Raw genomic sequence first — 18,302 nt, 5'->3', positions numbered from 1 at the left:
GGACGGTGACAGTCTGCCCGGGCAGGGGGGTTGCGATGGCCAACAAAGACAGGCCAGACGGAACCGGAGAAACCGGCCGCGGCAAACAGCGTGAAGCCGCCATCCGCGACGACGAACTTGAGCGCCGCCGGCGCGAGCTTGAAGCATCTCTTGCATCAAGGCGCACGGACCGGCTCGAGGGGAAAGACGAAGCGAAAGCTGCGACCGGTTACGGTCAGGCACTGAAACTGTCCAGCGAGTTCATCGCCGGAGTGGTGGTTGGTGTCGGCTTGGGCTGGATCATCGACCGCCTGGCGGGAACGGCGCCTTGGGGTCTGATCGTCGGCCTCTTGCTGGGCTTTGGCGCCGGTATACTCAATGTCCTGCGTTCGGCGGGACTTGCACCGGAATTCGGTCAAGGCGGCAAACCGCCCGAGCCGAAGGAATGAGATGAGGCGCCGCAAGGCGCTAAAACGAACTTAAGAAGCCGGTTGCGGCTTTGACGGGGATAAAAAGTGGCTGCTGACAAGGTCGATCCGATCCACCAGTTCCAGATCCATCCGATCATCCCGCTTCATATCGGCGGCTACGACGTCTCCTTCACCAATTCCGCCCTGTTCATGGTCGTGACGGTCATCGTTGCGTCCGCCTTCCTCTACATGAGCACCGCCAGCCGCGCCCTCATTCCGGGCCGCCTGCAGTCGGTGTCCGAGATGGCCTACGAGTTCGTCGGCAACATGCTGCGCGACGCGGCGGGCAAGCAGGGAATGCAGTTCTTCCCGCTGGTGTTCTCGCTGTTCATGTTCGTGCTGGTCGCCAACCTGATCGGCCTGTTCCCCTATTTCTTCACCGTCACCAGCCACATCATCGTCACCTTCACGCTGGCCGCGCTGGTCATCGGCACCGTCGTCGTCTACGGCTTCGCCAAGCACGGCTTCGGCTTCCTCAAGCTGTTCGTGCCGCATGGCGTGCCCGGCTACCTCATGCCGCTGGTGGTGGCGATCGAAGTCATTTCCTTCGTCTCGCGCCCTGTCAGCCTCTCGGTTCGTCTTTTCGCCAATATGCTGGCCGGCCACATCACGCTGAAGGTGTTTTCGGGCTTCGTCGTCAGCCTCAGCGCGCTGGGTGCCGTCGGCGTCGCCGGCTCGATTTTGCCGCTCGCCATGGCCGTCGCCCTGACGGCCTTGGAATTGCTGGTCGCCTTCCTGCAGGCCTACGTCTTCGCGGTGCTGACCTGCATGTACCTGAACGACGCTCTGCACCCGAGCCACTGATCGATCTTCACCGGCGCCCCGGCGCCAGCATACCCAACGTACCAACCGCAACGATTACGAAAACCACAGGAGTTTTGAAATGGACGCAACTGCAGCAGCTGCTATCGGCGCTGGTATCGCCTGCATCGGCATGGGTGGCGCGGGCATCGGCCTCGGCAACATCTTCGGCAGCTATCTCTCGGGTGCGCTCCGCAACCCGTCGGCTGCTGACGGCCAGTTCGGCCGCCTGATCTTCGGCTTCGCCGTGACCGAAGCTCTGGGCATCTTCTCGCTCCTCATCGCGCTGCTGCTGGTCTTCAAGTAAGAAGCACGCGCTGACGAAAGGGGCCGCATGGTGCGGCCCCGCCGTATGGACAGGGGAATGAGATGTTCGTGACATCTGCCTTTGCGCAAGAGTCCGCGCCGGCTGCGGCCGAAGGCGATACGCATGCGGGCACCGCCGTGCCTGCCGAGGAGCATGGCACGTTCCCGCCGTTCAATGCCGAGACCTTCCCGTCGCAGATCCTGTGGCTCGTCATCACCTTCGGGCTCTTCTATCTGTTCCTGAAGCGGGTTGTGATGCCGCGCGTCGGCGCCATCATCGACGTCCGCAACGATCGCATCACCCAGGATCTCGACCACGCCGCAAGGCTGAAGGGTGAGGCCGATGCGGCGGTTGCCGCCTATGAGCAGGAACTGGCGGAAGCCAAGGCCAACGCCAACAAGATCGGCCAGCAGGCGAGCGACGCCGCCAAGAGCGAAGCCGAAAGCACGCGCAAGAAGCTCGAGGCCGAACTCGAGAAGAAGCTCGGCGAGGCCGAGGCGAGCATCGCCTCGATCAAGGCCAAGGCGATGAAGGAAGTCGGCACGATCGCCGAGGACACCACGTCGGCCATCGTCGAGGCGCTCGTCGGCGGCAAGACCGACAAGGCCGAGATCGCGGCCGCGGTCAAATCCGCAGCCCGGTGAGGAGGGCATCATGGACGCCACATCACTCGCTACGCTCTGGGCAACAATCGCCCTGATCATCTTCCTCGGCGCCGTCATCTATCTGAAGGTGCCGGGCATGCTCGCCAAATCGCTCGACGCCCGCGCGGCCAAGATCAGCAGCGAGCTCGAGGAAGCCCGCCGCCTGCGCGAGGAGGCCCAGCAACTGCTTGGCCAGTACCAGCAGAAGCGCAAGGAAGCCGAGAAGGAGGCCGCCGACATCGTCGCCGCCGCCAAGCGCGAGGCCGAGCTGCTCGCTTCCGAGGCGCACAAGAAGACCGAGGACTACGTCGCCCGGCGCACGGCACTTGCCGAGCAGAAGATCAGCCAGGCCGAGCGCGAGGCGATCGGCGAGGTGCGCGCCAGCGCCGTCGACATCGCGGTCGAAGCCGCCCGCGCCCTGCTTGCCGCCAAGGTCGACGCCAAGGCCGGCGCCGATCTGTTCAAGTCCGCGCTGCAGGACGTGAAGGCCAAGCTGAACTGACGAGTTTCGCTTTACGGAATCAAAAAGCCGCCTGGGCAACCCGGCGGCTTTTTTTGTGGCGGAGATAATCTCCCCTCGAGGGGAGATGTCGCCGAAGGCGACAGAGGGGGTCGCCTCCGCTGACGCAGCGCTCTACTGGTGCAAATGCCGTATTGAAAGAAAAAAGAGGTTGGCGCTCTTCGCGAGGCGACCCCCTCTGCCTGCCGGCCATCTCCCCCTCAAGGGGGGAGATTACGCAACTCCCGCGGCGCCTCACTCCAATCCTGCGAAGCTCTCTTCTTCCTCTTCCACCACCTCAACCCCACCCAGTCGAAACGGTGCGAACGACGCCCGGTGCAGCCGCGCCACCGGGCCATGCACTTCGATAGCGGTCCGATGCCGAACGGTCGCATAGCCCATATGCACTTCGAAGCCATAGTGCTCGTGATGACCGCCGCAGCCGCACATCATCCGGTCGCGCATCACCTTGGCGACGATCGAGGCGGCGGCGATCGACTGCGAGCGCTGGTCGCCCTTGATCAGCGCCCGGCCTTCGCAGGGCAGCCCAGGCGGCACGTCGCGGCCATCGGCCAAGGCCAGCTTCGGCTGCAGCGACAGGCCGGCCGCGGCGCGGCGCATCGCTTCCAGGCTGGCTTTCAAAATGTTGCTGTTGTCGATGCCTTCGGCGCTGATCGAGGCCATCGAGACGCTGAGCGCCGAGCCGAGAATCTTGAGGAACAGCGCCTCGCGTTGCAGGTGGGTGAGGCGCTTGGAATCGTCGAGGCCATCGGGAATGTTGGCCGGGTCGAGCACCACTGCGGCTGCAACGACCGGACCGGCGAGCGGCCCGCGGCCGGCCTCGTCCATGCCCGCGACAGGCCACATCCCCTCGGCCATCGCCTTCGTCTCGATGGAGAAGTCGGGCTTCTCGACAAGTTCAAAGAGAAGCGGAGAATCGGAACGCGCGCGAGCCATGGTGCGGCGAGGTTCGCATCGGCTCCGATTCTCCGCAAGTCCCTCCGGGTCGGATGGGGCGTCGGACCAGGGAGGGCACCGTCTCACGGCCGGGGGACAGGGGCCGGACGGGATCGTGGGCCAGGGCACAGCCATGCGGCGCGTCCTGGCCTGGTCTTTGTCAAAGCAACATCAGCTGCTCTCCGGCGCCGGAGCCCGCGACGAATTGATCGGTCCGAAGCTGCCGCCTCTCGACGTTGAGACCGAGCCGCTTGGCCGCCATCTCGAAGCGCCGGCCGATCTGCCAGGCATAGGGTCCGGCGCCTTTCATGCGCTTGCCCCATTCCGAATCGTAGTCTTTGCCGTCGCGCATCGAGCGGATCAGCGACATCACATGCCGATAACGATCCGGATAATGGCGAAGCAGCCAATCCTTGAAGATCGGCGCCACTTCGAGCGGCAGCCGCAGCACGACATAGCCCGCTTCCCTGGCGCCGGCTGCGCGCGCCGAATCGAGGATGCGCTCCAGTTCCGGGTCGTTCAGGCCGGGAACGATCGGCGCCACCATCACCGAGGCCGGGATGCCGGCATCCGAAAGCTGCCTTATCGCCTCCAGTCGCTTGGTCGGGGTCGACGCGCGGGGTTCCATCGTTCTCGCCAGCATGCGGTCGAGCGTCGTCACCGACAGCGCCACCTTGGCGAGGCCGCGTTCGGCCATGCGCGACAGGATGTCGATGTCGCGCGTCACCAGCGCCGATTTGGTGACGATGCCGACCGGGTGGCCGCGCGCCTCCAGCACCTCCAGGATCTCGCGCATGATCCGGTACTGCTTCTCGATCGGCTGGTAGGGATCGGTGTTGGTGCCGATGGCGATGGTGCGCGGCTGGTAGCCCGGCTTCGACAATTCCCTGTCGAGCATGCGCGCCGCATCCGGCTTGGCGAAGAGCTTGGATTCGAAATCGAGCCCCGGCGACAGGCCCATGAAGGCATGCGTCGGCCTGGCGAAGCAGTAGACGCAGCCATGCTCGCAGCCGCGATAGGGGTTGATCGAACGGTCGAAGGAAATGTCCGGCGATTCGTTGCGGGTAATGATCGTACGCGGCTTCTCGACCTGCACTTCGGTCTTGAACGGCGGCAGCTCTTCCAGCGAGTTCCAGCCGTCGTCGAACACATGCCGGCTGACCGGCTCGAACCGGCCGGACGGATTGATGCCGGCCGAGCGCCCGCGATTGCGGTCGGGCCGGACGCGCATGCCGCTCTGTTCGATCATCGCATTGGCCATTTCGGCTCGGCCCGCTCCGAAGGCAGCAATGTCGGCACGCACGATCTGTTCCATTTTCGCCCTCTCCCAAGGACTGTCGGCAGGCTGTCGAATCGCTCTGCTCATGAAACTATTCCTATTTTGCCGAGGAGAACAAAGCAAGAACTTTTTGATCCGCGACGCGCAACTGGCGCAACGCGCGGCTTTCGGCTATTCGGCTGAACGATGCTCAGCGTTCTTATCGAAACCCGGAACGACGAAGAGGGCCTTGCTCGCACGCTCGCCTCGCTGATCGGCGGCGCGGTCGAAGGCGTCGTGCGCGACGTTGTCGTCTGCGACACAGGCTCGACCGACCAGACGCACCGCGTCGCCGAGCACGCCGGCTGCCACTATGTGGCCGGCGGTATCGCGACAGGCATCGGTCAGGCCAAGGGCGACTGGCTGCTGCTCCTTGAGCCTGGCGCACGGCTGGCCGAAGGCTGGATCGAGGAGGTCGTCGCTCACATGGCGAGGCAGACGATGCCCGCGCGCTTCTCGCGCGCCCGCGCCAGTCGCGCGCCCTTCCTGGCCAGGGTTTTTTCCGGCAACCGGGCGCTGGCCGAGGGCCTTGTTATCAGCAAGCGCCAGGCCTCGGCTCTCGCCAAGAGCGCGCGCAGCGCCGAAGCCTTGGTGCGCGGCCTCGCCACCAGAAGGCTCAATGCCGAGATCTGGGTGGCGCCGCCGAAGTGACGACCGACGCTGCGGCGTCAACAGGGAAGCCGGGCGTAAATTTCAGTCCTCGCTTTATTGTGCGTTGCACAAAATTGAAGGTGAGGTTAGCATCCTTCCCATGCGGGACGATCGGGATTGGGTAGTGCCGAAGCGATAGGCAGATGTCGCTTCGATGGACGCCATGCATATGAGGACCCGATGAACCTTGCTCCCCCAGACAATTCCGGCGCGGCCAGCCTGGAGGCCATCGCCCGCAACGGCAGCCTGCTCAAGCGCATCGCTGTGCGCATCCCGACCTATCTGACGGACCTTCGCGAAAACCCGGCCTGGCTGCCGATGTTCGTGCTGGCGCGCACCATGCCGGGGCGCCGCATGCACTGGCTGGGCGCCAAACGCGCCGGCCCGCTGGACAACGCGGGAAAGACGATGTTTGCCGGCATCGAGCGCGAGGCCGTGGTTGAGGCTTTGCGCTCCGATGGGTTGTTTTCGGGCTTCATGCTGCCGCGAGAGATCCACGAGGAGATCGCCGCTTTCGCGCAGCGCACGCCCTGTTTCGGCAACTTCGATCGCCATCTCGAATTCATGCCGGGCGAGCATGCCGAGGCCGAAAAGCTGTATGGCCGCTCGCTGCTCAGCGGCCACTATTTCGAGCGGATCCTGGACTGCAAGGCGGCTCTTGCCATCCAGAAGGACCCGCTGCTCCTCGACGTCGCCCGGCATTATCTCGGTGGCCAGGCGAAACTGATCACCACGCGCGTCTGGTGGAGCTTTCCGACCGGCAAGGCCTCGGATTCCGACAAGAACCTCGCTTCGCTCGGCAAATATCATTTCGATCTCGACGACTGGCGGATGCTGAAGTTCTTTTTCTATCTGGCGCCGGTCGATGCCGGCACCGGTCCGCATGTCTATGTCCGCGGCAGCCACAAGCGCCGCGCGCTCAAGCATCAGCTGACGCTTCTGGTCGGCCATCCGGCGGAAGATGTGCTGAACGTCTACGGTCAGCAAAGCCCCGTGACGCTCACCGGCGAGGCCGGCGTCGGCTTCGTCGAGGACCCGTTCGGCTTCCACATGGGCACGGTGCCGGCGCACACGCCGCGGCTGATGATGGAAATCGGCTTCGGTGTCTCGCGGCCGTCGCGTCGCCGCTTCCACGGCGAGCCCGTCATTCGCTGAACCGGACCCGGCCGATCAAAGCCCCTGAATCTCGACCGGCATCCAATTCGTGCGGCGCCTGGCCAGGCGCTGCTCGCGGCTCTCGGCGTCGTAGCGGACCGGGACCGGTTCGCGGGAGAATCGCTCTCGATCATCGAGCGCGTTGACGATGACGATCGCCCTGGCCTCGACGCCATCGCCGGCGATTGCCGCTACATAGACGCCGCATTCGCGGCACAGCAGATAGTCGGCGGTGCGCAAACCGAAGCGATAGATTTGCAGTCGCGCCCTGTCTTCGACCGAGACGACCAGCTTCCCGTTGGGATCTGCGGCCGCCCGCGAACCATGGCGGGTGCAGAACGAGCATTGGCAGGCGCGGATCTCCAGTCCCGCAGGATCGAGAGCGCTGGAGAAGCTCAGGCGGATGTTGCCGCAATGGCATCCGCCGCTGTGAACGGCCATGGCATGGTCCCTTGTTTCCTTGCACAAGGTACTTTGCCAACATCGGCTTCGGAATGGCGCTTCGAAGGCGGGAACACCATTCCGCCTCGCAAATGAGATCCCGATCGGGCGCTTTGCCTATGCTTTACGAGGCAGGCTTGCCACCCCGCCTGAGATGCTCGTCGAGCCGCGGCATGATCTCGACAAAGTTGCAGGGCATGTGCCGGTAGTCGAGCTGCGGCTTCAGGATGCCGTCCCAGGCGTCCTTGCAGGCGCCGGGCGAGCCCGGCAGCACGAAGACGAAGGTGGCGTTGACGACGCCGCCCGTCGCCCGGCTCTGGATCGTCGAGGTGCCGATCTTGTCGTAGGAGATGCGGTGGAAGACTTCCGAAAACCCGTCCATGCGTTTTTCGAAGATCGGTTCCAGCGCCTCCGGCGTCACGTCACGGCCGGTGAAGCCGGTGCCGCCGGTGGTGATGACGACATCCACCGCCTCGTCCTTCGACCAGCCGAGCACCTTGTCTCGGATCTTTTCGCGGTCGTCGGTGACGATGTCGCGGGCAGCCAATATGTGGCCGGCCTCCGCGATCCGGTCGGCCAGTGTCCGGCCCGATTTGTCGTCGGCGAGGCTGCGCGTGTCGGAAACCGTCAGCACCGCGATCCGCACCGGAATGAAGGGGCGGCTTTCGTCAATTTTGGCCATGAGTGTCAGCCTCCGTGCTGCGCGTCGCGGCGACGAACCAGCCGGGATGACGGCCGCGGATTTCGATCGCCGCGCGCTTGCCGACATTGCCGGTCTCGAACAGGCCGAAACAGGTGGCGCCGGAGCCGGACATGCGCGCGAAGGCGGCCCCTGCTTTTTTCAGCGCCGTGAGCGCTTCGCCGACGGCCGGCTGGATGGCTCGAGCGGCAGGCTCGAGATCGTTGCGGGTCGTCTCGAGCCAATTGCGGATAGTGTGAAAATCCAGACGGCCGGGCAGGAGCGGCAATGCCTCGTTGTCGTGCCTGGAAAGCGCCTTGAACACGTCGGGCGTCGAAACCGTCACGCCCGGATTGACCATAACCAGCGCCAGCGCCGGAAATTGCGCCAGCGGCGACAGCTCGTCGCCGACGCCGCGCGCAATCAGCGGCTTGGTCGCGAGGCACATCGGCAGGTCGGCGCCGAGCGTCAGGCCGATCCGCGCCAGTCCGGCTTCGTCGATATCGAGCTTCCAGAGGCGCGAAAGGCCGTTGAGCGCGGCCGCCGCGTCGCTCGAGCCGCCGCCGACGCCGGAAGCGATCGGCAGGTTCTTTTCCAGCCGGATGGCGACAGGGCGCGTCATTTGCGCCCCAGCCTCTGCGCGTAATGCTTCGCGCGCTTTGATCACCAGATTGTCGCCATCGAGCGGCACACCGGCGGCAAACGGGCCGGACACCGAGAACGCATCACGCTCGGCCGGCTCGATCTGCAGCCGGTCGCCGAAGCGGGTGAAGACGACAAGGCTGTCGAGCAGGTGATAGCCGTCGGCGCGCCTGCCGGTCACATGCAGCGCCAGATTGATCTTGGCAGGCGCCAGCCATGTCCGGGACTTGGCCTCGGGCTCCAGAATGTCGGCTGCTGGCGAGATGGCTTCAGTCCTTGGCCAGACGGTACTCGCCGGTCTTCGGATCCTTGACCAGTGTACCCATCGTGCCGTTGGCCGCCTGTTTCTCGGTGCGCCGGATTTTTGCCGTCACACGCTCGGCCTCACGCACGAACGCGCGATAGCCGAAATAGGCGGCGGCGCCGACGACAGCGAAGAAAATGATCTGCGGCATCTCGAAACTCCTCCCGCGTTAGCGCGGCAAGGCCGACCGTACAGGTCGGTCAAGTGACTATGCTAGACACTTTCATGGCCTTTTCAAAGCCCGAAGCGCGCCCACAGCGCGCGCTCTTCCGCCGCATCGATGATGCCGTTCGCGGCGGCCGCCGCGATATCCGGCGCCGAAAAGCGCGAGCCGAACAGGCCGAAGCGGCCGAAAAACCCGCGCGGCGCGGTGATCAGCTTGAGTTGCGTCTTTTCGCCGAAACGGGTCTTGAGCACGCTGCGCATGTCGCCCAGCGCATCGACGAGACCGAGTTCCAGGCCTCTCTTGGCGGTCCAGAACAGGCCGGTGAACAAATCCGGATCGTCCTTCAGCTTCGTGCCGCGCCGCTCCTTGACGAGGTCGATGAAGGTCTCGTGCACTTCGAGCTGCAGCGCCTTCAGCCGCTCGACGTCCTCCTTCTTTTCCGGCTTGAACGGGTCGAGCACGGCCTTGTTCTGGCCGGCGGTGTGGACGCGCCGCTCGATGCCGATCTTCTTCATCAGTTCCGGGAAGCCGAAGGAGGCCGAGACGACGCCGATCGAACCGACGATAGAAGACGGGTCAGCGAAGATCTCGTCGCCTGCGATCGCGATCATGTAGCCGCCGGAGGCGGCCACATCCTCGACGAAGACCAGCACCTTCTTGTCCTTTTCCGTCGCCAGATCACGGATGCGCCTGAAGATCAGCCGCGACTGCACAGGCGAGCCGCCGGGCGAATTGATCGAAATTGCAACCGCCGGCGCGTCGAAGCCGAACGCCTTCTCGATGAGGCCGGCCGTCGAGGCGAGCGACAGGCTCGGCCGGAACTGGCCGCCGCCGGGCAGGATGGTGCCGTGCAGCCGGATGACGGGAATGGTGACGACTGTCGAGCGCCAGGGTTTCGGCAGCAGTCGGTTGAGGAAGCGTTTCACGAAAGCTTGTCTCCAGAAAGAGGTGCAAGAGCAAGTGAAACCTCATCCTTGCTCCCGGCATGTAGGAATTCGCCAGCCAACGGCAATGCCGCATTGCCGGCCTCTAATCAATCGCCGAACAGCGACGCCAGCCCATTGTTGATCATCTCGGTCCGTTCCGTCGGTTCGTTGCCGGACGGTCCGTGCAAGGTGAGCGGCGGCCGGATCGACAGTTTTCCGCGCGCGCCGAGCATGGCCCTGACGACGATGCGGATCGCCGCGGCGTCCGGGCGCGGGTGGACGCAAAGCATCTCGGCATCGCCGAAGCGGCCTTCGATCGCATCGAGGACCGCGACAAGCTGCTCCGGCCGGGCGATCACCGCCAGCCCGCCGCGCGGCTTGACCACTGCGGCGGCACTCCTGATCCAGCGCTCGAACAGTCCGTCCTCCGTGACATGCGCCTCTCTGCGCAGTGCATCCGGCGTGGCGCGATCCTCGGTGGCGTTGAAAGGCGGGTTCATGATCACGAAGTCGAAGGAATTGTCGGCTAGCCCGGTCTCGGCCCGCGCCCGGCCGGTGAGCGTGACGTCGGCCGTCAGCACCGAGGCGCGGTCGCCGATATGCGCATTGCCCGGATGCGCAAGCGTGGCGGCGGCAAACGCCGCCATCTCGGCGGAGCGCTCGACCAGCACAGCCCGCGCCTCAGGGCAGCGCGACAGCACGGCGAGCGCCGCGGCGCCGGCGCCGGCGCCGAAATCGGCGAGCCGGCCGGAAAAGGTGGACGGGACGGCCGCCGCCAGCATCATGGCGTCCATGCCGGCGCGATGGCCTTGCCTCGGCTGGACCAGCCAGAAGCGCCCGCGATGGAAGGCATCGACCGTGTGGGCCGGGGTGTCGGGGGCAAAAGCGGTTGAAGCTGCCATTATTTCCGGCGGATCTCGTTCTCGATGCCGGCATCCTTCAGGATGCGCCGCGCCGCATCGGCCTTGTCCGCATCGACCATGACGCGCCTGGGCAGGATACCGAGCGATCCGTCGAGCACGCTCATGTTCTGGTCGGCGACGAAACAGGCGATGCCGGCGTCGCGCATCAGCGATTCGATGAAGGAAATGACGACGGCGTCATTGGTGCGGACAAGCTCAATCATGGAATGAAAATCGCAGGTTGCGGCGTTCATGTAAACGTTGAGGCAACCCCGCGCCAGGCCTGCCGCGCCAATTCGCCTCTTGCCGTGCCAGGTTGTACCGACCTAGAGTCCTACCGGGATCAGGGTGTTGTCGTGCGCGCGTCAATGAGACGGGAGTGATCGTGGTGGGTGTCGTTCTGAATATCGAAGGCAAGCGGGAACCCGCTTCCATCAAGGATCTCATCGATCTGACGGCAGCCGACATGGGCCGCGTCAACGAACTGATCCTGTCGAAGGCCGGCTCCGACGTCGAGATGATCCCGGAGGTCGCCAATCACCTGATCTCTTCGGGAGGCAAGCGCCTGCGGCCGATGCTGACGCTCGCCGCCGCCCAGATGTTCGGCTATTCGGGCGACGGTCACGTCAAGCTCGCGACGTCGGTCGAGTTCATGCACACCGCGACGCTGCTTCATGACGATGTCGTCGACGAGAGCGCGCTTCGCCGCGGCAAGAAGACGGCGCGCATGATCTGGGGCAACCAGGCAAGCGTGCTGGTCGGCGACTTCCTGCTAGGCCAGGCTTTCCGCATGATGGTCGAGGTCGGTTCGCTGGAAGCTCTCGACATCCTGTCGAGCGCTGCCTCCATCATCGCCGAGGGCGAGGTGATGCAGCTTGCCGCCGCCAAGAATCTGGAGACCACCGAGGACGAGCATTTCGCCGTCATCAAGGCCAAGACCGCGGCCCTGTTCTCGGCTGCAGCCGAAGTCGGCCCGGTGATCGCGCTAGCCTCCCGCAACGACCGCGCGGCGCTGCGCTCCTACGGCATGAATCTCGGCCTTGCCTTTCAGCTCATCGACGATGCGCTCGACTATGGCGGCTCCAGCAAGGATCTCGGCAAGAATGTCGGCGACGATTTCCGCGAGGGCAAGGTGACGCTGCCGGTGATCCTCGCCTACCGGCGCGGCACCAAGGCCGAGCGCACCTTCTGGAAACGCGCCATCGAGGACAACGTCACCGACGATGCCGGGCTCGAAAAGGCGATCGGCCTGATGACCCGCCACGGCGCCATCGCCGACACGATCGGCCGCGCGCGTCACTTCGGCGAGATCGCCCGCGACGCGCTGGCGCCGCTGGAGGCGACGCCGCAGAAGTCGGCGCTGATCGACGTCATCGATTTCTGCATCAGCCGCGTCAACTGAGAACCTGTCGGATTTTCGGTGCTTTGCCGATGACCGCTGGAGCGGGGCGCGCCTGTGAATCCCGCCTTGGCCGTCTCGACAAACGGCGGCTCTGCAAATTATCTATAAAATATGGCCAACACAGACGACACGATCGCCGTCCGTATCAGCAAGGAACTGGCTGACCGCATCATCTCTGGCGCGATCGAGCCGGGATCGCGGCTGCGCCAGGACCATGTCGCGGAGGAATTCGGCACCAGCCATGTCCCGGTGCGCGAGGCGTTTCGCCGCCTCGAGGCGCAAGGCCTGGCGATCAGCGAGCCGCGCCGCGGCGTGCGCGTTGCCGCTTTCGATCTCGGCGAGGTGAGGGAAGTGGCCGAGATGCGCGCGGCGCTCGAGGTGCTGGCGCTGCGCCATGCCGCGCCGCATCTGACGCCGGCGATCCTCGACCAGGCCGAGGAGGCGACCAAGGCGGGCGACAAATCCCGCGACGTCCGCTCCTGGGAAGAGGCCAACCGCGCCTTCCACCGGCTGATCTTGGCGCCCTGCAACATGCCGCGGCTTCTTTCCACCATCGACGATCTGCATGCCGCGAGCGCCCGCTTCCTGTTCGCGGCCTGGCGCTCCGAATGGGAAACCCGCACCGACCAGGATCATCGGGCGATCTTGAGCGCGCTCAGGCAGGGCAACACGGAAGCAGCTGCCGCCACGCTTGGCCGGCACGTGCAATGGATCGGCCAGAAGCCGGTCAAGACCGCATCCGGCAGGACCCGCGAGGCCTTCGCCATCGTGGGGTAGAGCAATCAGAACAGACCGCGGAAACGGCAACGCTTCCGCGCCTCGGCGCTCTATTTCCGCCAGATGTCGGCTTTGGGCATCCCAAAAGCCTTTGAATGGCCCAGCCTCACTGCTCGTCGATCTGCGATTCCGCGACGGGGCGCTTGCCATCTCTGCAAAAATATGGATTCGATAATAGATCGAGTACAGAAATTATCTATATTTTTGCAGAAACTCAATCCAACCAGGGACATCACCGTGACAAACATCGCCGTTTCGACCCGCAAGCCCCCTTTCAGTCCGCTCCGGCTGGACAGCCGCTCCGTCGCCTGGAAGGTTGGCGCTGTCGTCCTCGGCTCGCTGTTCCTGGCGCTGTCGTCCTATATCGAGGTGCCGATGGTGCCGGTTCCGGTGACCATGCAGACCTTCGCCGTGACGCTGATCGGCGCGCTCTATGGCTGGCGGTTCGGCGCGCTCACCATCGCGGCCTGGCTGGTCGAAGGTGCTGCCGGCTTTCCGGTTCTGGCGGGCGGCGCCGCCGGCGTGCAGCATTTCGTCGGTCCGACCGGCGGTTATCTCTTCTCGTTCCCGGTCGTCGGTGCGGTGGTCGGCTGGCTGGCCGAGCGCGGCTGGAACGGCAATCGGGTGATGCTTGCCTTTGTCGCCATGCTCATCGGCAATCTTCTGTGCCTGGTTCTCGGCACGGCCTGGCTTGCCGTCATGATCGGCGCCGAGAAGGCCATCACCTTCGGCTTCCTGCCGTTCGTCGTCGGCGGCTTGCTGAAGTCGGCGCTGGGTGCCGCGACGCTGAACCTCTTCTCCACCTATCGAACCGAACCGCGCGACCCACGCGCGTAAGACGCTATGACCGTCAGGCTGCGCGCCCACCATCTGCTCTGCCTGCTGACCTATGTCGGCAAGGGCTACTCGCCCGCCTTCACCGCCAACTACGACAAGGTGGTGAAGCGGCTGGGCGAGGGCGAGGCGGTCTTGATCGTCCCCGGGCCGGACGACATCTGTGCCCCGATGCTGGACGAGCCCGAGCCGCATTGCCTGCGCGAGAGCGCGGTCGAGCGGGACCGGCTCGCGGCGCACGATGTCGGGGCTCTTCTCGGCCGGACGATCGAGGCCGGCGAGCCGCTGGTGTTGGACGCCTCCAGCCTGGCACGGATGCGGACGGCGTTTTCCTCCGGTCAGACGCGCCAGGCGTGCTCCGGCTGCGAATGGTCCGATCTGTGCGGCGCGGTTGCCGCCGGCGGATTTCACGATACGCGTCTCTAGGAGCCGATATTTCCGCTCCTGCTCCGGACTTCTTGGCTGCGCGGCATCGTTTTTTAAGCCGGATGATCGCATTGTGATTCGCGCCGGATTGAAGCCCGACCCCAAAAAGGCCATGCTTTGTCTGGAAAAGATCGAGTCTGTGGGCGGTCCGCCAAGGGCGGGATCCCGTCTGGCTGAAAGGGATAAGATGCTGCAAGGACGTGCGCGCTGGCTGACAAGGCTGGCATTTATGACGGGTGTGGCGCTTTCGGTGCTGCCTGCCCATGCCAAGGAAAACGCCCAACCGATCCAGATCACGTCCTTCTCGGGCGCCTATCTCGCTGCTCACATCGCCGAAAGCGACAACGATCTCGACAATGCCATCGCCTACTACAAGCAGGCGCTGGCCTTCGCGCCCAATGACACGGAGCTGCAGCAGAGCCTGATGCTGGCCCTGGTCGCGCAGGGCCGCTTCGAGGAATCGCTGGTCTATGCCGACAAGCTCAAGCAAGTGCCCGATGTCGAGCGCTTCTCGCGCCTGGCGCTTGCCGTCGATTCCTTCCACAAGAAGGACTACACCAAGGCCCAGTACTGGCTGAAGCTGTCGCTCGAATCCGATCTCGATCGGCTGCTCTCCGGCGTCATGGACGGCTGGGCCAAGGAAGGCGCGGGCGATGCCTCCGAAGCGATGGACTCCATCGACAAGCTCAAGGGACCGGACTGGTTTGGCCTGTTCAAGTCGTTCCACCGCGCGCTGATCGCCGACGCCGCCGGTCTTTCCGACAAGGCCGATGAAATCTACGCCGCCACGCTGGCCGATACCGCCGCCGGCAGCTCCGCGCCCGAGACCTGGATGCGCAACGCGCAGGCCTATGCCTCGTTCCTCGCCCGCAAGGGCGACAAGGCAAAGGCGATCACAGTGCTGAACCAGGCAGAAGCCTTCGCGCCGGGCAAGCTCGAAATCACCACGCTGCGCGACAGGATCAGCAAGGGCGACAAGATCGAGCCCTTGGCCGCCGGCCCGGCGGACGGCGCCTCCGAAATCCTGCTCGATCTCGCCACCGCGCTGAACCGTGGCGGCGGCGAGCCTTTCGTACGGCTCTATCTGCAATACGCGCTGGCGCTGAAGCCGGACAGCGACGCCGCTCTCGTCCAGTTGGCCGCGGTTGCCGAGCAGTTGAAGGACGGCGAGGGCGCGATCGCGCTCTATCGCCGCATTCCGGCTTCCTCGCCGCTGAAGGAGCTTTCGGAACTGCAACTCGGCCTGAACCTCGCCGACATCGACCGCCACGACGAAGCCATTGCGCACCTCAAGGGCTATGTCGACGCGCATCCGGCCGACATGCGCGGCTATCTCGCGCTCGGCGGTGTCTATTCTTCCAAGGAGGATTTCCGCTCGGCCGCCAATCTCTATGACAAGGCGGTCGATGAGCTGAAGACGCCGACGGCCGCCAACTGGAACATCTTCTACCAGCGCGGCATCGCCTATGAGCGGCTGAAGGAATGGCCGAAGGCCGAGCCCAATTTCCGCAAGGCGCTGGAGCTGCAGCCCGACCAGCCTCAAGTTCTGAATTATCTCGGCTATTCCTGGGTCGACATGAACACGAACCTCAAGGAAGGCCTGGCGATGATCCAGAAGGCCGTGGATCTGCGGCCAAGCGACGGCTACATCGTCGATTCGCTGGGCTGGGCTTATTACCGCCTCGGCCGCTTCGACGACGCCGTCCGCGAAATGGAGCGCGCCGTGTCGCTGAAGCCGGAAGATCCGGTCCTCAACGATCATCTGGGCGATGCCTATTGGCGCGTCGGCCGCAAGCTGGAAGCGACCTTCCAGTGGACCCAGGCGCGCGACCTGAAGCCGGATCCGGACGTGCTCGCGACCCTGCAGCAAAAGCTGCTCAAGGGCCTGCCGCCGATCGAATCCAACACGGCGCAGGAAACCCCGAAGGTCAAGCCGGCCCCGGTGCTGCCGGCTCCGAAAGGCTGAGGGGCAAGACACGAACGGTTTTGGCGGGGCTCTTCGGGCCTCGCTTCTGTTTCGGCGCAGCGTCTGTCGAGATTCAGGTCAGGCCGAGTCGAAAACGGTGGTTTCCGAGAACCGGAGCGGAGCGTACTAAAGTACGTGAGCACCGGCCTACGCCGGCCGTAGCCTCCATTTAACTGCCACGCCACCACGAGTGCTTCGGCCGGCGAAGGCCGGAAGCGGAGGAACCGGCGTTTGCAGGCCGGCATCACCTGAATATCGATAGACGCTAGAACAGCTTCCGATAGACGACGAAGCCGGATTTCTCGCCGATCTTGTCATAGAGTTTCATCGCGGTGTGGTTGGTTTCGTGCGTCAGCCAGTAGACGCGGCCCGCGCCCGCTGCCTTGGCCCCTTCGTAGACGCCTTCGATCAGCGCCCTGCCGATGCCCCGGCCGCGCGCGGCCTGCGAGGTGAAGAGGTCCTGCAGATAGCAGTTCGGCGCGATCGCCGTGGTCGAGCGGTGATAGAGATAGTGGACGAGGCCGAGAAGGGTGCCGTCGCGTTCCGCCACCAGCGCATGCACCGGCTCATAGGCATCGAAAAAGCGCGACCAGGTCATCTGCGTGATCTCGCCAGCAAGCGCGGTTGCGCCCGAGCGGCCGTAGGAGGCGTTATAGCCGTCCCAGAGCGGCAGCCACTGCTCGTAATCCTGCCGGGCGATGGGGCGGACGGTGAGTTGACCTGGCATGGCGGAACCTTTGTCGTTGCGGCTCAGGCGAGCAAACGGCCAGCCTGAGCGGCCGGCAATGGGCCAGCCGCCGGCAAAGCGTTCAACTCTCCATGATGCGGCGCCCTGCCTTGACGCTCGCCGGCCCGGCAACTAGGGAATGCCCAATCCCGCGCTTTCCGAGGCCGCCGTGACCATCGACATTCCTGCCCATATGCATCCCAGCCGCTCCTTCCAGGGGCTGATCCTGACCCTGCACAATTACTGGGCCGACTATGGCTGCGTCATCCTGCAGCCCTACGACATGGAAGTCGGCGCCGGTACCTTCCACCCGGCAACCACTTTGCGCGCACTCGGTCCGCGTCGCTGGAATGCCGCTTACGTGCAGCCGTCGCGCCGCCCGAAGGACGGCCGCTACGGCGAGAACCCGAACCGGCTGCAGCACTACTATCAGTATCAGGTGATCTTGAAGCCGAATCCGCCGAACCTGCAGGAACTCTATCTCGGCTCGCTCGAGGCGATCGGCGTCGATCTGCTGCTGCACGACATCCGCTTCGTCGAGGACGATTGGGAAAGCCCGACGCTCGGCGCCTGGGGCCTCGGCTGGGAGTGCTGGTGCGACGGCATGGAAGTCTCTCAGTTCACCTATTTCCAGCAGGTCTGCGGCATCGAATGCGCGCCGGTGGCGGGCGAGCTCACCTATGGGCTGGAGCGGCTCGCCATGTATGTGCAGGGCGTCGACAATGTCTACGACTTGAACTTCAACGGCCGCGAAGGTGCGGAAAAGGTCACCTATGGCGACGTCTTCCTGCAGGCCGAGCAGGAATATTCGCGCCACAATTTCGAATTCGCCAACACGGCGATGCTGCTTCGGCATTTCGAGGACGCCGAGACCGAATGCAAGGCGCTGCTTGCCGCAGGCGCGCCCGCGTCGAACGACAATCTGGCGATGCACCGGATGGTCTTCCCGGCCTACGACCAGTGCATCAAGGCAAGCCATGTCTTCAACCTGCTCGACGCGCGCGGCGTGATTTCCGTCACCGAGCGCCAGAGCTACATCCTGCGCGTGCGCAACCTGGCGAAGGCTTGCGGGGAGGCGTTCCTGAAGACGCAGGCGGGCGGTCTGGCGGCTTAACCCAATACGGTTTTTGCGATTTCGGAAGCGGCAGCGATCGGGAACACGCTTTGGCTGCTTACGCTGTCGATCGTGCGCAGTGCTTGTCTGACGCCCGGCATCGAGAACGTGCCATGCATCTGGGCGGCGAAGCAGGCGCTCAGTGCCAGGATCTGCAGGGTTCTCGATGCCGTCTTCATGGTCGTTCAGCCAATAGTTCTCCGCCTGAGCGTAGG

At 64.6% G+C, this 18,302-nt stretch carries 24 protein-coding genes; 13 read left to right on the top strand and 11 right to left on the bottom strand.

The window, feature by feature from the left end; all coding sequences use genetic code 11:
* Nucleotides 1-35 precede the first annotated feature (35 nt).
* From EJ070_RS34365 to EJ070_RS34345, 5 genes are all read left to right on the top strand, one after another.
* Complete coding sequence (locus tag EJ070_RS34365; protein ID WP_126095306.1) at nucleotides 36-428, top strand: AtpZ/AtpI family protein; 393 nt, start codon at nucleotides 36-38, stop codon at nucleotides 426-428.
* Nucleotides 429-494: 66 nt separating this feature from the next.
* Nucleotides 495-1,253 (top strand): F0F1 ATP synthase subunit A, encoded by a 759-nt coding sequence (locus EJ070_RS34360; protein WP_126095305.1) that lies wholly within the window; start codon nucleotides 495-497, stop codon nucleotides 1,251-1,253.
* A gap of 79 nt (nucleotides 1,254-1,332) precedes the next feature.
* Entirely contained in the window at nucleotides 1,333-1,557 is a 225-nt protein-coding gene (locus EJ070_RS34355; protein ID WP_027164582.1) for a F0F1 ATP synthase subunit C, read from the top strand.
* A gap of 62 nt (nucleotides 1,558-1,619) precedes the next feature.
* Nucleotides 1,620-2,201, top strand: a complete 582-nt coding sequence (locus EJ070_RS34350; protein WP_126095304.1) for a F0F1 ATP synthase subunit B — start codon at nucleotides 1,620-1,622, stop codon at nucleotides 2,199-2,201.
* A gap of 10 nt (nucleotides 2,202-2,211) precedes the next feature.
* Nucleotides 2,212-2,703 carry a F0F1 ATP synthase subunit B gene (locus EJ070_RS34345; protein ID WP_126095303.1) on the top strand — a complete coding sequence of 164 codons (492 nt, stop codon included), beginning with the start codon at nucleotides 2,212-2,214 and terminating at the stop codon, nucleotides 2,701-2,703.
* 252 nt (nucleotides 2,704-2,955) lie between these two features.
* On the opposite strand, the gene EJ070_RS34340 is transcribed toward EJ070_RS34345, so the two are convergent.
* Nucleotides 2,956-3,657, bottom strand: a complete 702-nt coding sequence (locus tag EJ070_RS34340) for a ribonuclease HII (RefSeq protein ID WP_126095302.1) — start codon at nucleotides 3,655-3,657, stop codon at nucleotides 2,956-2,958.
* Nucleotides 3,658-3,817: 160 nt separating this feature from the next.
* Nucleotides 3,818-4,972: a PA0069 family radical SAM protein gene (locus EJ070_RS34335; protein ID WP_126095301.1), complete on the bottom strand. Its 1,155-nt coding sequence runs from the start codon at nucleotides 4,970-4,972 to the stop codon at nucleotides 3,818-3,820.
* A gap of 150 nt (nucleotides 4,973-5,122) precedes the next feature.
* On the opposite strand from EJ070_RS34335, the gene EJ070_RS34330 reads away from it, so the two are divergent.
* Entirely contained in the window at nucleotides 5,123-5,626 is a 504-nt protein-coding gene (locus EJ070_RS34330) for a glycosyltransferase (RefSeq protein ID WP_126095300.1), read from the top strand.
* A gap of 180 nt (nucleotides 5,627-5,806) precedes the next feature.
* Entirely contained in the window at nucleotides 5,807-6,781 is a 975-nt protein-coding gene (locus tag EJ070_RS34325; RefSeq protein ID WP_126095299.1) for a hypothetical protein, read from the top strand.
* A 15-nt stretch (nucleotides 6,782-6,796) separates the two neighbouring features.
* On the opposite strand, the gene EJ070_RS34320 is transcribed toward EJ070_RS34325, so the two are convergent.
* The 7 genes from EJ070_RS34320 to EJ070_RS34290 all read right to left on the bottom strand — a co-directional run bounded on the left by EJ070_RS34320 (nucleotide 6,797) and on the right by EJ070_RS34290 (nucleotide 11,065).
* Nucleotides 6,797-7,222, bottom strand: coding sequence for an aldehyde-activating protein (locus tag EJ070_RS34320; RefSeq protein ID WP_126095298.1), 426 nt, complete (start codon nucleotides 7,220-7,222; stop codon nucleotides 6,797-6,799).
* 124 nt (nucleotides 7,223-7,346) lie between these two features.
* Nucleotides 7,347-7,904: a molybdenum cofactor biosynthesis protein B gene (gene moaB, locus EJ070_RS34315; RefSeq protein WP_126095297.1), complete on the bottom strand. Its 558-nt coding sequence runs from the start codon at nucleotides 7,902-7,904 to the stop codon at nucleotides 7,347-7,349.
* A complete protein-coding gene (locus EJ070_RS34310) occupies nucleotides 7,891-8,787 on the bottom strand; it encodes a 4-(cytidine 5'-diphospho)-2-C-methyl-D-erythritol kinase (protein ID WP_126095296.1) in 897 nt (298 codons plus the stop codon). The genes moaB and EJ070_RS34310 overlap by 14 nt, the downstream gene beginning before the upstream one ends.
* Before the next feature lie 25 nt (nucleotides 8,788-8,812).
* The gene (locus EJ070_RS34305) at nucleotides 8,813-8,998 is read right to left on the bottom strand and encodes a membrane protein (RefSeq protein WP_027164591.1); all 186 of its coding nucleotides are present in this window, start codon (nucleotides 8,996-8,998) and stop codon (nucleotides 8,813-8,815) included.
* An 83-nt stretch (nucleotides 8,999-9,081) separates the two neighbouring features.
* The gene (locus EJ070_RS34300; RefSeq protein ID WP_126095295.1) at nucleotides 9,082-9,939 is read right to left on the bottom strand and encodes a S49 family peptidase; all 858 of its coding nucleotides are present in this window, start codon (nucleotides 9,937-9,939) and stop codon (nucleotides 9,082-9,084) included.
* Nucleotides 9,940-10,046: 107 nt separating this feature from the next.
* Nucleotides 10,047-10,841, bottom strand: coding sequence for a methyltransferase (locus tag EJ070_RS34295; RefSeq protein WP_126095294.1), 795 nt, complete (start codon nucleotides 10,839-10,841; stop codon nucleotides 10,047-10,049).
* Complete coding sequence (locus tag EJ070_RS34290; RefSeq protein ID WP_126095293.1) at nucleotides 10,841-11,065, bottom strand: DUF2007 domain-containing protein; 225 nt, start codon at nucleotides 11,063-11,065, stop codon at nucleotides 10,841-10,843. The genes EJ070_RS34295 and EJ070_RS34290 overlap by 1 nt, the downstream gene beginning before the upstream one ends.
* A 164-nt stretch (nucleotides 11,066-11,229) precedes the next feature.
* On the opposite strand from EJ070_RS34290, the gene EJ070_RS34285 reads away from it, so the two are divergent.
* The 5 genes from EJ070_RS34285 (at nucleotide 11,230) to EJ070_RS34265 (ending at nucleotide 16,246) form a co-directional block, all read left to right on the top strand.
* The gene (locus EJ070_RS34285) at nucleotides 11,230-12,243 is read left to right on the top strand and encodes a polyprenyl synthetase family protein (protein ID WP_126095292.1); all 1,014 of its coding nucleotides are present in this window, start codon (nucleotides 11,230-11,232) and stop codon (nucleotides 12,241-12,243) included.
* Between the two features lie 111 nt (nucleotides 12,244-12,354).
* Entirely contained in the window at nucleotides 12,355-13,020 is a 666-nt protein-coding gene (locus tag EJ070_RS34280; RefSeq protein WP_126095291.1) for a GntR family transcriptional regulator, read from the top strand.
* Nucleotides 13,021-13,257: 237 nt separating this feature from the next.
* Nucleotides 13,258-13,857 (top strand): biotin transporter BioY, encoded by a 600-nt coding sequence (locus EJ070_RS34275; protein WP_126095290.1) that lies wholly within the window; start codon nucleotides 13,258-13,260, stop codon nucleotides 13,855-13,857.
* Nucleotides 13,858-13,863: 6 nt separating this feature from the next.
* Entirely contained in the window at nucleotides 13,864-14,280 is a 417-nt protein-coding gene (locus EJ070_RS34270) for a DUF1284 domain-containing protein (RefSeq protein WP_126095289.1), read from the top strand.
* A 187-nt stretch (nucleotides 14,281-14,467) separates the two neighbouring features.
* Nucleotides 14,468-16,246: a tetratricopeptide repeat protein gene (locus tag EJ070_RS34265; RefSeq protein ID WP_126095288.1), complete on the top strand. Its 1,779-nt coding sequence runs from the start codon at nucleotides 14,468-14,470 to the stop codon at nucleotides 16,244-16,246.
* 265 nt (nucleotides 16,247-16,511) lie between these two features.
* On the opposite strand, the gene EJ070_RS34260 is transcribed toward EJ070_RS34265, so the two are convergent.
* Complete coding sequence (locus EJ070_RS34260) at nucleotides 16,512-16,973, bottom strand: GNAT family N-acetyltransferase (protein ID WP_126095287.1); 462 nt, start codon at nucleotides 16,971-16,973, stop codon at nucleotides 16,512-16,514.
* Nucleotides 16,974-17,112: 139 nt separating this feature from the next.
* Between EJ070_RS34260 and EJ070_RS34255 the strand changes: the two genes are divergently transcribed.
* Nucleotides 17,113-18,087, top strand: a complete 975-nt coding sequence (locus EJ070_RS34255; RefSeq protein ID WP_189350252.1) for a glycine--tRNA ligase subunit alpha — start codon at nucleotides 17,113-17,115, stop codon at nucleotides 18,085-18,087.
* On the opposite strand, the gene EJ070_RS34250 is transcribed toward EJ070_RS34255, so the two are convergent.
* Nucleotides 18,084-18,266, bottom strand: coding sequence for a hypothetical protein (locus tag EJ070_RS34250; protein WP_126095286.1), 183 nt, complete (start codon nucleotides 18,264-18,266; stop codon nucleotides 18,084-18,086). The two genes, EJ070_RS34255 and EJ070_RS34250, sit on opposite strands and share 4 nt — an antisense overlap.
* Between the last annotated feature and the right edge of the window lie 36 nt (nucleotides 18,267-18,302).

The sequence above is a fragment of the Mesorhizobium sp. M1E.F.Ca.ET.045.02.1.1 genome (genome assembly GCF_003952485.1).
GTDB lineage: Bacteria > Pseudomonadota > Alphaproteobacteria > Rhizobiales > Rhizobiaceae > Mesorhizobium.
This window is presented reverse-complemented; position numbering and strand designations above follow the sequence as displayed.

Coding starts and splice junctions, on each gene's coding strand:
- EJ070_RS34325 (WP_126095299.1), top strand. CDS start 5,807: ATGAACCTTGCTCCCCCAGACAATTCCGGCGCGGCCAGCCTGGAGGCC.
- EJ070_RS34280 (WP_126095291.1), top strand. CDS start 12,355: ATGGCCAACACAGACGACACGATCGCCGTCCGTATCAGCAAGGAACTG.
- EJ070_RS34350 (WP_126095304.1), top strand. CDS start 1,620: ATGTTCGTGACATCTGCCTTTGCGCAAGAGTCCGCGCCGGCTGCGGCC.
- EJ070_RS34250 (WP_126095286.1), bottom strand. CDS start 18,266: ATGAAGACGGCATCGAGAACCCTGCAGATCCTGGCACTGAGCGCCTGC.
- EJ070_RS34265 (WP_126095288.1), top strand. CDS start 14,468: ATGCTGCAAGGACGTGCGCGCTGGCTGACAAGGCTGGCATTTATGACG.
- EJ070_RS34355 (WP_027164582.1), top strand. CDS start 1,333: ATGGACGCAACTGCAGCAGCTGCTATCGGCGCTGGTATCGCCTGCATC.
- EJ070_RS34270 (WP_126095289.1), top strand. CDS start 13,864: ATGACCGTCAGGCTGCGCGCCCACCATCTGCTCTGCCTGCTGACCTAT.
- EJ070_RS34255 (WP_189350252.1), top strand. CDS start 17,113: ATGCCCAATCCCGCGCTTTCCGAGGCCGCCGTGACCATCGACATTCCT.
- EJ070_RS34305 (WP_027164591.1), bottom strand. CDS start 8,998: ATGCCGCAGATCATTTTCTTCGCTGTCGTCGGCGCCGCCGCCTATTTC.
- EJ070_RS34345 (WP_126095303.1), top strand. CDS start 2,212: ATGGACGCCACATCACTCGCTACGCTCTGGGCAACAATCGCCCTGATC.
- EJ070_RS34290 (WP_126095293.1), bottom strand. CDS start 11,065: ATGATTGAGCTTGTCCGCACCAATGACGCCGTCGTCATTTCCTTCATC.
- EJ070_RS34295 (WP_126095294.1), bottom strand. CDS start 10,841: ATGGCAGCTTCAACCGCTTTTGCCCCCGACACCCCGGCCCACACGGTC.
- EJ070_RS34320 (WP_126095298.1), bottom strand. CDS start 7,222: ATGGCCGTTCACAGCGGCGGATGCCATTGCGGCAACATCCGCCTGAGC.
- EJ070_RS34330 (WP_126095300.1), top strand. CDS start 5,123: ATGCTCAGCGTTCTTATCGAAACCCGGAACGACGAAGAGGGCCTTGCT.
- EJ070_RS34260 (WP_126095287.1), bottom strand. CDS start 16,973: ATGCCAGGTCAACTCACCGTCCGCCCCATCGCCCGGCAGGATTACGAG.
- EJ070_RS34340 (WP_126095302.1), bottom strand. CDS start 3,657: ATGGCTCGCGCGCGTTCCGATTCTCCGCTTCTCTTTGAACTTGTCGAG.
- moaB (WP_126095297.1), bottom strand. CDS start 7,904: ATGGCCAAAATTGACGAAAGCCGCCCCTTCATTCCGGTGCGGATCGCG.
- EJ070_RS34365 (WP_126095306.1), top strand. CDS start 36: ATGGCCAACAAAGACAGGCCAGACGGAACCGGAGAAACCGGCCGCGGC.
- EJ070_RS34335 (WP_126095301.1), bottom strand. CDS start 4,972: ATGGAACAGATCGTGCGTGCCGACATTGCTGCCTTCGGAGCGGGCCGA.